The organism is Micromonospora sp. RB23, assembly GCF_053585025.1.
Map to the genome: position 1 here is coordinate 1,648,993 of NZ_CM132111.1, position 13,975 is coordinate 1,662,967.

Here is a 13,975-nt window from a genome sequence, read left to right on the forward strand (position 1 = left end):
CACGACCGAGGGCGCGTCGACCGGGTGGTCGACGCGCCCTCTGGCTTCAGCGCAGGTCAGGTCAGGCGGTGAAGGTCACCCGACGCCGACGGGCGATGACGAAGAGCACCGCGCCCGCGATCAGCAGCGCGATCGCGCCAGCGGCGATGCCGCCCGCCGCCGCACCGGTGACCGGGAGGCCCGGCTCGTCGTCGCCGCCACCGCCACCGCTACCGCCGCAGTTGCCCTCCGGGGTGTAGATGGCTTCCAGCTCCAGGTCCATGTCCGGCAGGGCGACGATCGCCGTCTTGTCCTTGCCAGCCTTGAAGGTCACCGTCTCCGACGCGCCGGCCGCGACCGTACGGGTCTCGGTCTTGTCGCCGTAGGTGAAGGTGGTCTTCACCGGCAGGCCACCCTCGGGGTTGGTGACGGTGAGGGCGAACTCCTTGCAGTCGGCCTTGGTGGTGACGGCCGGCAGCGGGCAGTCCTCGGGGCGCGTCCAGGAGTACGTGCCGTTCTCGATGACGTTGCCGTCGACCAGAACCTCGATCTTGCCGGCGTCGGCGGCGGGCACCACGATGCTGGTGTCGGCCTTGCCGGGGGCGACGGAGACCTTCTTGGTGAAGCCGTTCTCGCCCTTGACCTCGAACTCGACGGCGTACTTGCTGATCTTGCCGTCGTTGCTCAGCGACACGGCGACCGAACCGTCGCAGTTGGACGCGAAGGTCGAGGCCGGGGTGACGCAGCTCTTGCTGCCGCCGTTGTACCAGCCCTGCGGGCCCTTGGACCGGTTGCCCGGGGCGCCCGGCGAGCCGAGCTTCTTGTTGTCGTAGCGCTTGCCGCCGTCGACGATCTCGTCGATGACCTGGTCCTTGTCGCCCCAGATGAGGTCGACCTGGGTGTGGCAGTCCGGGATCTCGACGTTCAGCGTGATCTCGGTCTGGGTGGCGCTGACGAAGTCGCTGTCCGGCGTGCCGTACACGTACTGCGGGGTGGCGAACTGCGGCCGCGGCGCGAAGTACGACACCAGCGTGAAGTACTGCTTGCCGTCGCCGCAGATCGGCAGCTTGCCGTCGAGCTTGACGGTGGCGGTGCCCTTCGGGCCGTCGAACGTGTGGGTGTACTTGGCCTTGCTGGCGTCGATGCACGTCGAGGCGGGCGCGCAGCCCCGGTCGGCGGCGAGGGTGATCGTCTCGTTCTTGGTGTTGTCGGCGGTCTTGACGCCGTCCACCAGCCACTCGGCGTACACGTTGAGGTTCGCCGTGGTGGTGTTGGCGGGCACTCGCTGCTCGGCCAGGACGAAGCTGCCCTGGTCGATGACGTAGCCCTGCAGCGGTACCGCCTTGGCGGTCTTGGTGATCACGTTCACCGGGGTGCCCGCGGTGGTGGTCACCGTCTGGAGCGTGGCGTCCTTGTTGGTCTCGCTGTTCTCCACCTTCCACGTGATCAGGCGCTCGCCGCTCTGCCGGTCGCAGCCGACCGTGGCGCTGATCGTGGTGTGGTGTGCGCTGGCTGGGGCGGCCACCGCGACGACCCCGGTGAGGCCGACGATGGCGGCTCCCAGGATGGCCAGCGGTCGCCGGAGCGACAGCTTGGGACGGATCACGGGTACTCCTGGAGTGCTGAAGCGTCAGGGGTGTGGCACGGGAGAGACAGTGGACGGTCACCGCACGTCCGATCGGAGAGGCGCCCTCCCGAGCCGTGGGCCGGCGGGTTTGTCGCCGGCACCCGGCAGACCCTAGCGATATCGCACCGCGTGATACAGCGCTCAGGATTTGCTAAGACTGATGTTATGAACTTGAGATCATTGATATACGAGAAGTGATCACATGCTCCGCAGGGCGGTACCTACCGTGTCGGCGGGCTGGCCCGGCCGGTCGCGTAGCGTCGTGGTCATGAGCAGGAGGAGACGGTGACCCGGATCGTGGCCGGGACGCTCGGAGGCCGGCGGATCGCCGCGCCGCCCGGCGCCGGCACCCGGCCCACGTCCGACCGGGTCCGGGAGGCGCTGTTCAGTGCCGTCGAATCCGAGATCGACCTGGACGGGGCGCGCTTCGCCGACCTGTACTCCGGCTCCGGGGCGGTCGGGCTGGAGGCCCTGTCCCGGGGCGCCGGGCACGTCCTGCTGGTGGAGTCCGACCCGCGGGCGGCCCGGGTGATCCGGGAGAACGTGGCGACCCTGCGGGCCGGCTCGGCCGTACGCCTGGTGGCCGGCAAGGTGGCGACGGTGTTGGCCGCCGGTCCGGACGGTGGCGGTTACGACGTGGTCTTCGCCGACCCGCCGTACGCCGTGCCGGACGCGGAGATCACCGCGCTGCTGACGACGCTCGTCGAGGGCGGCTGGCTGGCCCCGGACGCGCTCGTGGTGGTGGAACGCTCGCGCCGGACCAGGGACTTCGAGTGGGTGCAGGGGATCACCCCGCAGCGCAGTCGCCGGTACGGCGAGACCACCCTTTGGTACGGTCGCCGATCATGAGACGTGCGGTCTGTCCCGGCTCGTTCGACCCGGTCACCAACGGACACCTCGACATCATCGGCCGCGCCAGTCGGCTGTTCGACGAGGTGATCGTCGGCGTGCTGGTGAACCAGTCGAAGAGCGGCCTCTTCACCGTCGACGAGCGGATCGACATGCTCCGCGAGGTGACCGCCTCGTACGACAACGTACGGGTCGAGTCGTTCCGGGGGCTGCTCGTCGACTTCTGCCGGGCGCAGCAGGCGAGCGTCCTGATCAAGGGTCTGCGGGCGGTCAGTGACTTCGACTACGAGCTGCAGATGGCGCAGATGAACATCGGGCTGGCCGGCGTCGAGACGCTCTTCATGCCGACCAATCCGCTCTACTCCTTCCTCTCGTCCAGCCTCGTCAAGGACGTGGCCAAGTGGGGAGGCGACATCTCCGCGCACGTCCCCGATCCGGTCCGCGAGGCCCTCCAGGCCCGCCTGCGCCCCTGATCCCCCCACCCCCACCCCACCTTCCCGCCCCCGTCCACCCCCGCCCCGCGATCTTGCACTTTCGGTTGTCGGATTGCCGTGTTCGGGGTGTTTTGGCGGGACAGAAACCGCAAGATCGGCGCGAACATCGGGGTTCGGGGAGTCACGGTGGGCGCTGTGTGACGGGGGCGCGACGCGCCGGGTTGGGGTGGTGGGGGATCGAGTGGGGCGGGCACGCCATGATGAGCACAGCGGGAAACCGGCCGTAGCCCGCATCATGGAGGTCGGCCGACGAACGACAGGAGTGAGGTACCGGTGGACCCGCTCGATCGCATCGACGAACTGATCGCCATGGTGGAGCAGGCGCGCTCCGTCCCGATGTCGCGGAACAACTGCATGGTCGATCGGGGCGAGATGATCGCCGCGCTGGACGAGATGCGCGCGGATCTTCCCGCCGACCTGCGCCGCGCCGCCGCGCTCCTGGAGGAGCGCGACAAGATCATGGACGCGGGCAAGCGCGAGGCGGACCGGATCATCAGCGAAGGTGAGGCAGAACACGCCCGACTCGTGTCGGTGAACGAGATCACCGTGTCAGCCGAGCACGAGGGCGCCCGGATCATCGCCGAGGCCCGCGCCGAGGCGCAGCGCCTTCGCGAGGAGGTCGACGACTACGTCGACACGGCGCTGGCCAACTTCGAGCAGTTCCTCACCCGGGCCCTCGCCTCGATAGAGCGTGGCCGTGACAAAATGCACGCGCTGCGGGAGATCGGCACCTTCGGTGGGGATGAGGCGGAACGCCCGCTACCCTTCTGAGCGGCACCTCACCAGCCGACATTCGCGCCACAGGCGTCGCCCCCGGTTCGACGGCCGGGCGGTCGCCCAGGTAACCTTTTTTGTCGGCCTCTCACCGGCCGGAGTCTTACTATGCCCAAGCACTCGCCATCGACACTCGACCCCAGGTCGCCGCTGGTCCTCGACACGAGGGACCTGCCGCGCCGCCCTGGTGTGTTGCGTGAAGTCCAGCGGGTCGTGCCGGCACCGGTGGACCTCGGTGTGGAGTTGATCAGCGTGCCGGAGGGCGCGGACCTCGACCTCGATCTGAGGTTGCAGTCGGTGTCCGAGGGTGTGCTCGTCTCGGGGACCATCACCGGTCCCGTCCGGGGCGAGTGCGGGCGCTGCCTGCGCGAGATCAACGAATCGACGACCGTGACGATCCAGGAGCTGTACGCGTACGAGAACAGCACCACGGACGCCACGACCGACGAGGACGAGGTGGGCCGGATGCAGGGCGATCTGATCGACCTGGAGCCGGCGCTGCGGGACGCGTTGGTGCTCACGCTGCCGACCAACCCGCTCTGCCGGGAGGACTGCCCAGGACTGTGCCCCGAGTGTGGGGCGCACTGGGACGATCTGCCGGCCGACCACAGTCACCAGCAGATCGACCCGCGTTGGGCGGGCCTGTCGCAACTGACCCGTACAGAGGAGTAAGAACCGTGGCCGTCCCCAAGCGCAAGATGTCGCGCAGCAACACCCGGTCCCGCCGGGCGAACTGGAAGGCGACCGTGGTCGCGACCGTCGCGTGCCCGCAGTGCAAGTCCCCGAAGCTGCCGCACGCCGCCTGCTCCGTCTGCGGCACCTACAACGGCCGCCAGGTTCTCGAGGTCTGACCTGGACGCCGAGTGACGCCCCCGACCCCGGGTCGGGCGGCGCGCGCACCCTGGCATTCGCCCGGTGCCCCGGCTCCCTCCGACACCGGCCGGCCCAACCCGGCCGGTGTTCCGGTGGAGCCGGGCGCCGCGCGGATCGCCGTTGACCTCCTCGGCGGGGACGACGCTCCCGCCGTCGTGGTTGACGGCGCTCTGCGGGCCATGCGCGCCGATCCCGATCTGCACCTGCTGCTCGTCGGCCCCACCGAGGACGCCGACGCGCTGATCGCTGCCCTCACCCCGGCCGAACGAGGCCGCATCACGGTCCGGCCGGTCCGCGCCGCCGTCGGCATGGCCGACCATCCCAGCGCCGCCCGCTCGGAGAGCACCGTTCGGGCCGCCGTCACCGCCGTCCGCGACGGCACCGCCGACGCCGTCGTCTCCGCCGGCGCCACCGGCGCCACGGTCACCGCCGCCGTGCTCGGGCTCGGACGCTGGTCGGAGATCCGCCAACCCGCCCTGGTCGCCACCCTGCCCGCGGTCGCCGGGCCGGTGGTCCTGCTCGACGTGGGCGGCTCTCTGGAACCCCGCCCCGCCACCCTCGCCCGGCACGCCGTGCTCGGCGCCGCGTACGCCGCGGTGGCCCACTCGATCGCCGCGCCGCGGGTCGGCCTGCTCTCGGTGGGCACCGAGGCCGGCAAGGGCGACCGGGTACGCCGGGCCACGGATCCCCTGCTCGCCGTCGAGCCGCTGCCCGCCGGGGCACGCTACGTGGGCCTGGTCGAGGGGTACGACGTGGCCGTCGGCGCGCGCGCCGATGTGGTGGTCACCGACGGCTTCACCGGTAACGTGCTGCTCAAGGCGATCGAGGGCGCGTACGCCATGGCCGGCGGCCCACCCGCCGAAGGTGGCGCGCCCCGGGCGGCGGCCCTGCTGGGCGTCGCGGGGACCGTCGTCGTCTGTCACGGCTCCGCCCGCGCCGCCGACGTCGCCTCCGGCATCGCCCTCGCCGCTCACCTGTGGCGACGGCGCGCCACCGATCTGGTCTCCGCGTTGCTCGACGGCGACGCCGTGACGGACCGCACCGACCGCTCCACCGACACCGAGGTACGCACATCATGAGCAACGACAAGCGGCGGCGGGCGTCCGTCAGTCACCTGGAAGCCGCGTTCGGCGTCAGCCTGGAGCCGGACCTGCTGCAACGCGCGCTGACCCACCGCTCGTACGCGTACGAGAACGGCGGCCTGCCGACGAACGAGCGGCTGGAGTTCCTCGGCGACTCGGTGCTCGGCGTCGTGATCACCACCGCCCTGTTCCACAACCATCCGGACCTGCCCGAGGGGCAGTTGGCGAAGCTCCGGGCGAGCGTGGTCAACATGCGGGCGCTCGCCGACGTGGCCCGTGGCCTCGGCCCGGACGGCCTCGGCGCGTACCTGCTGCTGGGCAAGGGCGAGGAGACCACCGGTGGTCGGGACAAGGCGAGCATCCTCGCCGACACCCTGGAGGCGCTGCTCGGCGCGATCTACCTCCAGTACGGGCTGGACACCGCCGGGATCGTGATCCACCGCCTCTTCGATCCGCTGATGGCCGAGTCGGCCGGCCGGGGCGCCGCCCTGGACTGGAAGACCAGCCTCCAGGAGTTGACCGCCGCGCTCGGCCTCGGCGTGCCCGAGTACCGGATCGAGGGCACCGGGCCGGATCATCTCAAGACGTTCACGGCCTGGGTCGTGGTGGCCGGCAACCGGTACGGCGGCGCGGAGGGGCGCAGCAAGAAGGAGGCCGAGCAGCGCGCCGCCGAGGCGGCCTGGCGGATGCTCTCGGACCAGCACGAGCAGGCCGACCAGACCGACACGGCCGACCAGGCCGACACGGCCGACCAGACCAACCAGGCCGGCACCGCCGACCAGGCCGGCACCGCCGACCAGGGTGACGCGGCCGGTCCGCTGGAGCGTGCCGAGCAGGCGGCCCAGGCCGAGGAGGCCGACCACCTGGCGCAGGTCATGCCGGCCGACGTGGCCGAAGAGCAGAGGTCGGGTCGTGCCTGAGCTGCCCGAGGTGGAGACCGTCCGGCAGGGGTTGGCCCAGTGGGTCACCGGCCGGCGGATCGCCTCGGTCGAGGTCCGTCACCCGCGTGCCGTCCGCCGGCACGTACCCGGTGGCGCACACTTCGCCGACGTGCTCGCCGGACGGACGATCCTCGACGTCCGGCGGCGCGGCAAGTACCTGTGGCTCCCGTTGGACAGCGGCGACGCGGTGGTCGGGCACCTCGGCATGTCGGGTCAGTTGCTGCTCCAGCCGCCCGGCACCCCGGACGAGACCCACCTGCGGGTCCGCTTCCGGTTCGCCGACGACGGGCCCGAGCTGCGCTTCGTCGACCAGCGCACGTTCGGCGGGCTCGCGGTGAGCGAGGGCGGCGCCGACCTGCCGGCGGAGATCGCGCACATCGCGCGTGACCCGATGGACCCGGAGTTCTCCGACGCGGCGTTCGTCGCCGCGCTGCGACGGCGACGGACCGAGGTGAAACGGGCCCTGCTCGACCAGACGCTGATCTCCGGGGTGGGCAACATCTATGCCGACGAGGCGCTCTGGCGCGCGCGGCTGCACGGCGCCCGTCCCACCGACGCGCTCACCGGCCCGGCCGCCCAGCGCCTGCTGGGCCACGTCCGTGACGTGCTGGCCGAGGCCATCAAGGAGGGCGGCACCAGCTTCGACGCCCTCTACGTCAACGTCAACGGCGAGAGCGGCTACTTCGACCGTGCGCTGAACGCGTACGGGCGCGAGGGCGAGCCGTGCCGGCGCTGCGGTACGCCGATCCGGCGCGAGTCGTTCATGAACCGGTCCTCGTACAGTTGCCCGCGTTGTCAGCCCCGGCCTCGGGGTGCCCTTCGGGGATGACCCGGAGTCGGTTCCGGGTCGGTGCCGGCGGGTCGCGGCCGGACGCTCCGGGCAGTTCCCCGGCGTACGTCCGAATCGCGGTTGATGCCCGTCCGGCGGACCCGCCGCCCCCGGTGGGACGACTCCGGGGCGGGCCGGGGCCGTTCCCCGATGTGACCGCCTCGTCACGCCCCTAACGTCAGCACGGTCGGCAGGGGGTCGACGTGACAGGGGGGCACTGATGGGCAGCAGACCGGTGACGGTGCGGATGGCGCGGTGGAGCGCCGAGCATCCGTGGCGGGCGATCGCGTTGTGGGTCGTCTTCGTGGCGGTGTGCTTCGTCGGGGGCAGCGCCGCCGGCCTCAACGAGGCCACCAGCGGTGACCAGGCAATCGGCGAGGCCGGGCGGGCCAGCCTCATCGTGGACGGCGGCGCCTTCGACGACCCGGCCGTGGAGAACGTCCTCATCACCTCCCGGGGCGGCGCCCTGGACCCGGCCGCGGCGAAGGCGGCCGCCGACGATGCCGCCGCCCGGCTGCGTACGGTCACCGGGGTTGCCGAGGTCGGCCCGCCGGTCACCGCGCGGGACGGGTCGGCGCTGTTGCTGCCGATCACGATGTCCGGTGACCCGGAGACGGCGTCCGACCGGGTGCAGCCGCTGCGCGACGCCACCGCCGGGGTGCAGAGCGCGCACCCGCAGGTACGCGTCGAGCAGGTCGGTGGGCCGTCGATCGGTCAGGCGCTCGACGACACCCTCGGCAAGGACTTCGAGCGGGCCGAGCTGCTGAGCCTGCCGGTGACCCTGGCCATCCTGATCATCGCGTTCGGCGCGTTGATCGCGGCCAGCGTGCCGGTGCTGCTGGCGCTCTCGTCGGTCGCCGCGGCGATGGGTCTGTCCACGCTCGCCTCACACCTGGTGCCGGCCACCGACACCACGTCACCGGTGATCCTGCTGATCGGTATGGCGGTGGGGGTCGACTACTCGCTGTTCTACATCCGCCGTGAGCGGGAGGAACGCGCCAAGGGCCGCTCCGGCCTGGACGCCGTGGAGATCGCCGCGGAGACCTCCGGACACGCCGTGGTGGTCTCCGGGGTCGCGGTGATCATCGCGATGGCCGGGCTCTTCCTCGCCGGTGACGTCGTCTTCTCGTCCCTGGCGGTGGGCTCGATCCTGGTGGTCGCCGTCGCGGTGACCGGCTCGCTGACCGTGCTGCCCGCCCTGTTGGCCCGTCTCGGCCGTTGGGTCGACCGGCCCCGGGTGCCGCTGCTGTGGCGCCTCACCGCGCCGCGCACTCCACGGCACGGCGAGGCGCGTACGCCCCGGCTCTGGCCGGCGGTGCTGCGTCCCGCGCTGCGGGCGCCGGTGGCGACGCTCGTCATCTCGGTCGGCCTGCTGCTCGCGTTGGCCGCGCCGGCGCTCGGCATGAAGCTGAAGTTCCCCGGCATGGAGGACCTGCCCCGCACCACACCGGCGATGCAGGCGTACGACCGGCTCACCGCCGCCTTCCCGAGCACCGGCACCAATCACGTGGTGGCCGTCCGGGCGCCGGCCGAGCAGGCGGACCGGGTCGGCGCGGCCCTCACCGGCCTGGCCGCCCGCGCCTCCGCCGATCCGCTGTTCGCCCCCACCGAGGCCGACGGCCCGAAGATCAAGGTGTCGGCCGACCGCCAGGTGTCGGTGCTGGACGTCGCCACCCCGTACGCCAGCCGTGACGACCGGTCGGTGCAGTCGCTGGAGAAGTTGCGGACCGAGCTGGTCCCGGCCGAGCTGCGGGGCATCCCCGGCATCGAGTACGCGGTGGGTGGAAGTGTGGCCGACAGCGAGGACTACGCGGCGCACGTCCGCGACAAGCTGCCGCTGGTGATGGGTTTCGTGCTGGTGCTCACGTTCCTGGTCATGACGCTCACCTTCCGCTCGGTCGTGGTGGCGGCCAGTTCGATCGTGCTGAACCTGCTCTCGGCCGGCGCCGCGTACGGGCTGCTGGTGCTGGTCTTCCAGGGTGACTGGGCCGAGGGCCTGCTCGGCTTCACGTCGATGGGGGCGATCGTCTCCTGGTTGCCGCTGTTCCTGTTCGTGGTGCTGTTCGGCCTCTCGATGGACTACCACGTGTTCGTGGTGAGCCGGATCCGCGAGGGGGTGCGGGCCGGCATGTCCAACCGCGACGCGGTGTCGTACGGCATCACGTCGTCGGCCGGGGTGGTGACCAGCGCGGCGATCGTGATGGTCGGGGTGTTCTCGATCTTCGCCACGTTGAGCACGATCGACATGAAGCAGCTCGGCATCGGTCTGGCGGCGGCGATCCTGCTGGACGCCACGATCATCCGGGGAGTGGTGCTGCCGGCTCTCATGACCATGCTCGGTGACGCGAACTGGTGGGCGCCGCGGTTCCTGCGCCGGAACCCGACGCCCGCTCCCACCGACCCGCCGACGCCCGCCCCGGAGTTGGTGCCCGTCTCCTGAGCAGCCGACCGTGTGCCGGGCCGCGACCAGCGGCCCGGCACACGGCCGTCCCGGCGCAGGGGAGCGCCGAGGCGGCAGGATTAGCCGAGCGGGGGGCGGGGCATCTGGGCCGGCATGGACGAACAGCGCACCCCGGCTGCCCTCTCGCGGGCCGACGCGCCGGGGCATTCCGAACCACGCCGGAGTACGCCATGACCGACGTGCAGACCGCCACCGTACGCACCAACGTTCCGGCCCGGCTCGACCGCCTCCCGTGGTCCCGCTGGCACTGGATGATCGTGATCGGCCTGGGCACGGTGTGGATCCTCGACGGCCTCGAGGTGACCATCGTCGGCAATCTGTCCGGCAAGCTGGCCGAGCCCGGCAGCGGTCTGGACATCACCCAGAGCCAGGTCACCGGGCTGGCCGCCGCGCTCTACGTGGCCGGCGCGTGCACCGGCGCGCTCTTCTTCGGGTGGCTCACCGACCGGTTCGGGCGCAAGAAGCTGTTCCTGCTGACCCTGGGCCTGTACCTGGTCGCCACCGCGCTGACCGCGCTCTCGTTCGACACCTGGTGGTTCTTCCTGTTCCGGTTCCTGACCGGCATGGGCATCGGCGGCGAGTACGCGGCGATCAACTCGGCGATCGACGAGCTGATCCCGGCCCGGCACCGCGGCCGGATCGACATCATCATCAACGGCACCTTCTGGTTGGGCGCGGCGATGGGCGCGCTGCTGACGGTGCCGCTGCTCAACGGCCTGCCGACCAACCTGGGCTGGCGGGTGGCCTTCGGCCTCGGCGCGGTCCTGGGCGTGGTGATCATGCTGGTCCGCCGGCACGTACCGGAGAGTCCACGCTGGTTGTTCATCCACGGCCGGGCGGACGAGGCGAACGAGCTGGTCGACTCCGTCGAGGCCGAGGTACGCCGGGAGACCGGCCGGGAACTCACCGAGGCCGACGACTACATCACCATCCGGCAGCGCCGCAGCACCAACTTCCTGGCCATCGCGAAGACGCTCTTCGCCCGCTACCCGAAGCGCGCGATCCTGGGCTTCTCGCTCTTCATCGGTCAGGCGTTCCTCTACAACGCGATCACGTTCGGGTTCGCCCAGATCCTGGAGACCTTTTTCGACGTGCGGCCGGGCAACAGCGGCTACTACTTCGCCGTGATCGCGGTGGGCAACCTGGCCGGTCCGCTGCTGCTGGGTCGGCTCTTCGACACGGTCGGGCGGGTGCCGATGATCGCCGGCACGTACGTGCTCTCCGGTCTGCTGCTGCTGGGCACCGCGTGGCTGTTCCACAACGGCTCGCTGAGCGCCACGACGATGACGGCCTGCTGGTGGATCGTGCTGTTCTTCGCCTCCGCGGGCGCGAGCGCGGCGTACCTGACGGTGAGCGAGATCTTCCCGATGGAGACCCGCGCCATGGCCATCGCGTTCTTCTACGCGATCGGTACCGCCGCCGGTGGCATCACGGGCCCGCTGCTCTTCTCGAAGCTGGTCGGCACCGGCGAGGTCGGTGACACCGTGCTGGCGTTCGTGATCGGCGCCATCGTGATGATCATCGGCGGGCTGGTCGAGATGGCGCTCGGCGTGCGGGCCGAGGGGCAGTCGCTGGAGAACCTGGCCACCCCGCTCAGCGCGGAGCAGGCGGACGTGCCGTCCCCGCGCACACCGGCCGAGCGCAGCCCGTCCAGCACCGTCTGAAAACCCGGCCATCGGTGCCCCCGTTCGTGCCGGACGGGGGCACCGGGCGGTCACGGCAGGGGGCAGGGCTCCCGCCAGGCGTCCAACTCCCGGTCCTTGCGGATCGACGCGAAGCCGTAGCCGACCGTGGTGACGCAGAAGTCGTCGGTCGCGCCGACGTACTCGACGTGGAAGACCGGTTTGCCGGCGTCCGCGAACGGCAGCAGCTTCGCGCACTGGTCCAGCCGGACGCACTCCTCGTTGACCACGAAGTCGAAGTCCGGCGCCAGGGCCGCGAGCTGCGGCACGTCGTTGACCAGCCCGGGGGAGAGGTCCAGCGCGCGGGCCAGGCGGGCCAGGCGACGGTTGAACAGCAGCTGGTCGTCGAAGCCCAGAGGAAAACCGCTGCGGTGCGCGTACCCGTCAGCGTCGGCCAGCGCCACCGCGCCGAAGCCCTTGCCCCGGCACAGCCGGAACCGGTCGGCCAGCACCGGCTCCAGCGCGTCCCAGGCCCGTACGTCCAGCCACCGGCTGCCGGACTGTCGGCCGGGGGCGCCGAGCGCGACGGCGGGCAGTCGGCTGGCGTCCGGGTCGGTCGGGCGCACCGAGCCGACAGCCACCTGACAGATCAACCGCCGATCCCGCGCGCGCAGCTCGGCCGTCTGCGCCGCCGTGGTCGCCACCGGGTCGAGCAGGAAGACGTCCGCCTCCACCGTCTCGTCGAGCGGGCCGTCGAGTTGCCACTGCCACTGCCAGCGGCGGGACTGGGCGGCCGGCCACGGGGTGGGCGCGCCGGGCGGGGTCAGCTCGCGGCGGCAGCCGTACACCGGCACCACCAGGACGAGGACGACGGCGGCCGACACGATCCGGCGCAGCGTGCGTGCGGCGCGACGTCGCCACGGCCGGATCCGCATCGGCAGCTCCCGGGTCCCGGGCGGCCGGTCGCCGCCCCCACCGGCACGCCGCCGTTCACCCCGGCGTACCCACCCGGGTCAACGAGCGCGGGGGCGTGGACGACGCGCGGTCAGCGCGGCGCCGCGAAGACCTGCGTCCAGTACGGCCCGTTGCTGCTGGCGATGCCGACGCCGATCTCGGTGAACGCGCAGTTCAGGATGTTGGCGCGGTGTCCGGAGCTGTTCATCCAGGCGTCCATCACGGCGGCCGGCGTCTTCTGGTTCCACGCCACGTTCTCGCCGTAGGTACGCCACGCGTAGCCGACGCGGTCCAGCCGGACGCCCGTGTCGCTGCCGTCGCTGCCGGTGTGCGACATCTTGCTGTGGTCGGCCTGGTCCTGACTGTGCCGCTGCGCGGCGGTCATCAACTTGTCGTCGATGCTCAGCGCCTTGCAGCCGGCCTTGGCCCGCTCGGCGTTGACCAGATCCACCACCTCGCGGGCCTGGTCGCTGACGGTGCCGCTGGTGGTGCTCGGGGCGGTGCTGCGGTTGACGCTGCGGCGCGAGGTGGCGGCGGTCCGCGACGAGGCCGGGGTGGGCTTGACGACCCTGCTCGGCGACGGGCTCGGCCGGGCCGGACTGGGCGAAGCGGTCGGGGTGGGCGCGACCGGGGCGTCGCTGGTCGCCTGCTCGGTGGGGACCGCTGGCGCGGCGGCGACGGTGTCGTCGACGGCGGTCGGCTCGTCGGCCGGACCGTTGCCGCCGGGCATCGCGAGCGCGCCGACGCCGACGCTCACCACGAGGGTGGCCGCCGCGGCCGCGCCGCCGATCATCAGCGGGCGACGCCAGTTGCGGGGCGTCCGGTGCCGCCCGGCGCCGGTCCGCCCGTCGGCGACGGCACCCGTGTTCCCGCCTCCGGTGGCGTACGCGTCGGTCTCGGCGCGCCACCCGTCGGTGACCTCCGTGGGTCGCGCGTCGCCGCGCCAGCCGCGGGTCGGTTCGTCGCTCCACTGCTGGTCTGGCTGGCCGGTGGTCGGCGCCTCGGCGGGCTTGTGCCGCCAGTCGGCGGCGGGCTCGGCCGCGTGCCACTCGTCGCCGGGCTGGTCGGGGTCGTCTCCGAACAGGTACGCCGAGCGGGGCTCCGGGCGGTCTCTCAGCCAGTCCGGCTCGTCGGTCGGCCGCTCGGCGCGCCGGGAGGCGCCGTTCGGGTCCATCGGGTCGGTCCAGCCGTACACGCCTCTGCCTCCACGGGGTCGGTTGTTGGCCCGGGTGACGCTACGACTCGCCCGCGACCTGCGGCAACGTGGCTAAGGAAGAGTTAAGAGGAAGTCGGACGCCAAGGCGGTGACTTCCGGGAATGCGGGCGTACAGTAAAGGGGTCCGGACAGAGCGTGTCCGTGCCTTGCGGCAGCCCCCCGACAAGTGGACAGGTCGACGTGGAGATGATCTACGGCCTGCGAGAACTTGACGAAGGAGGGGTTTGCGGCTCAATATATAGGTGTCGCCAGTCGCGCCCGGTCATGCCCAGAT

The 13,975-nt window shown here is 71.7% G+C and carries 13 protein-coding genes; 10 read left to right on the forward strand and 3 right to left on the reverse strand.

Translation table 11 applies throughout. From position 1 onward, the window contains the following. Nucleotides 1–61: 61 nt before the first annotated feature. Entirely contained in the window at nucleotides 62–1,585 is a 1,524-nt protein-coding gene (locus ACTFTM_RS07680; RefSeq protein WP_449565135.1) for a cell wall anchor protein, read from the reverse strand. A 306-nt stretch (nucleotides 1,586–1,891) separates the two neighbouring features. Between ACTFTM_RS07680 and rsmD the strand changes: the two genes are divergently transcribed. The 10 genes from rsmD (at nucleotide 1,892) to ACTFTM_RS07730 (ending at nucleotide 11,573) form a co-directional block, all read left to right on the forward strand. Continuing rightward, nucleotides 1,892–2,455, forward strand: a complete 564-nt coding sequence (gene rsmD, locus ACTFTM_RS07685; RefSeq protein ID WP_449565136.1) for a 16S rRNA (guanine(966)-N(2))-methyltransferase RsmD — start codon at nucleotides 1,892–1,894, stop codon at nucleotides 2,453–2,455. Further along, nucleotides 2,452–2,928 (forward strand): pantetheine-phosphate adenylyltransferase, encoded by a 477-nt coding sequence (gene coaD, locus ACTFTM_RS07690; RefSeq protein ID WP_449565137.1) that lies wholly within the window; start codon nucleotides 2,452–2,454, stop codon nucleotides 2,926–2,928. The genes rsmD and coaD overlap by 4 nt, the downstream gene beginning before the upstream one ends. A gap of 294 nt (nucleotides 2,929–3,222) precedes the next feature. Beyond that, nucleotides 3,223–3,720 (forward strand): SPFH domain-containing protein, encoded by a 498-nt coding sequence (locus ACTFTM_RS07695; RefSeq protein WP_234590503.1) that lies wholly within the window; start codon nucleotides 3,223–3,225, stop codon nucleotides 3,718–3,720. Between the two features lie 111 nt (nucleotides 3,721–3,831). Then, entirely contained in the window at nucleotides 3,832–4,395 is a 564-nt protein-coding gene (locus ACTFTM_RS07700) for a YceD family protein (protein WP_449565138.1), read from the forward strand. Between the two features lie 5 nt (nucleotides 4,396–4,400). Further along, complete coding sequence (rpmF, locus tag ACTFTM_RS07705) at nucleotides 4,401–4,574, forward strand: 50S ribosomal protein L32 (protein ID WP_030335284.1); 174 nt, start codon at nucleotides 4,401–4,403, stop codon at nucleotides 4,572–4,574. A gap of 114 nt (nucleotides 4,575–4,688) precedes the next feature. Continuing rightward, entirely contained in the window at nucleotides 4,689–5,675 is a 987-nt protein-coding gene (locus ACTFTM_RS07710) for a phosphate acyltransferase PlsX (RefSeq protein ID WP_449565139.1), read from the forward strand. Beyond that, nucleotides 5,672–6,598, forward strand: a complete 927-nt coding sequence (rnc, locus tag ACTFTM_RS07715; RefSeq protein WP_449565140.1) for a ribonuclease III — start codon at nucleotides 5,672–5,674, stop codon at nucleotides 6,596–6,598. Before ACTFTM_RS07710 ends, rnc begins: the two co-directional genes overlap by 4 nt. Further along, a complete protein-coding gene (mutM, locus tag ACTFTM_RS07720) occupies nucleotides 6,591–7,448 on the forward strand; it encodes a bifunctional DNA-formamidopyrimidine glycosylase/DNA-(apurinic or apyrimidinic site) lyase (RefSeq protein ID WP_357131113.1) in 858 nt (285 codons plus the stop codon). The genes rnc and mutM overlap by 8 nt, the downstream gene beginning before the upstream one ends. Nucleotides 7,449–7,668: 220 nt before the next feature. After that, a complete protein-coding gene (locus tag ACTFTM_RS07725) occupies nucleotides 7,669–9,888 on the forward strand; it encodes an MMPL family transporter (protein WP_449565141.1) in 2,220 nt (739 codons plus the stop codon). 191 nt (nucleotides 9,889–10,079) lie between these two features. Next, on the forward strand, nucleotides 10,080–11,573 hold the full coding sequence (locus ACTFTM_RS07730) for an MFS transporter (RefSeq protein ID WP_449565142.1): 1,494 nt from the start codon (nucleotides 10,080–10,082) through the stop codon (nucleotides 11,571–11,573). 50 nt (nucleotides 11,574–11,623) lie between these two features. Here ACTFTM_RS07730 and ACTFTM_RS07735 read toward each other — a convergent pair whose 3' ends face one another. Both ACTFTM_RS07735 and ACTFTM_RS07740 read right to left on the reverse strand, forming a co-directional pair. After that, nucleotides 11,624–12,466 (reverse strand): endo alpha-1,4 polygalactosaminidase, encoded by an 843-nt coding sequence (locus ACTFTM_RS07735; RefSeq protein WP_449565143.1) that lies wholly within the window; start codon nucleotides 12,464–12,466, stop codon nucleotides 11,624–11,626. A gap of 110 nt (nucleotides 12,467–12,576) precedes the next feature. Further along, a complete protein-coding gene (locus ACTFTM_RS07740; RefSeq protein WP_449566570.1) occupies nucleotides 12,577–13,659 on the reverse strand; it encodes a CAP domain-containing protein in 1,083 nt (360 codons plus the stop codon). Nucleotides 13,660–13,975 lie beyond the last annotated feature (316 nt).

What these genes read in the sequence shown, in the direction of transcription:
- rnc (WP_449565140.1), top strand. Translation starts at nt 5,672, where the DNA reads ATGAGCAACGACAAGCGGCGGCGGGCGTCCGTCAGTCACCTGGAAGCC.
- ACTFTM_RS07730 (WP_449565142.1), top strand. Translation starts at nt 10,080, where the DNA reads ATGACCGACGTGCAGACCGCCACCGTACGCACCAACGTTCCGGCCCGG.
- ACTFTM_RS07740 (WP_449566570.1), bottom strand. Translation starts at nt 13,659, where the DNA reads ATGGACCCGAACGGCGCCTCCCGGCGCGCCGAGCGGCCGACCGACGAG.
- ACTFTM_RS07725 (WP_449565141.1), top strand. Translation starts at nt 7,669, where the DNA reads ATGGGCAGCAGACCGGTGACGGTGCGGATGGCGCGGTGGAGCGCCGAG.
- coaD (WP_449565137.1), top strand. Translation starts at nt 2,452, where the DNA reads ATGAGACGTGCGGTCTGTCCCGGCTCGTTCGACCCGGTCACCAACGGA.
- ACTFTM_RS07700 (WP_449565138.1), top strand. Translation starts at nt 3,832, where the DNA reads ATGCCCAAGCACTCGCCATCGACACTCGACCCCAGGTCGCCGCTGGTC.
- ACTFTM_RS07735 (WP_449565143.1), bottom strand. Translation starts at nt 12,466, where the DNA reads ATGCGGATCCGGCCGTGGCGACGTCGCGCCGCACGCACGCTGCGCCGG.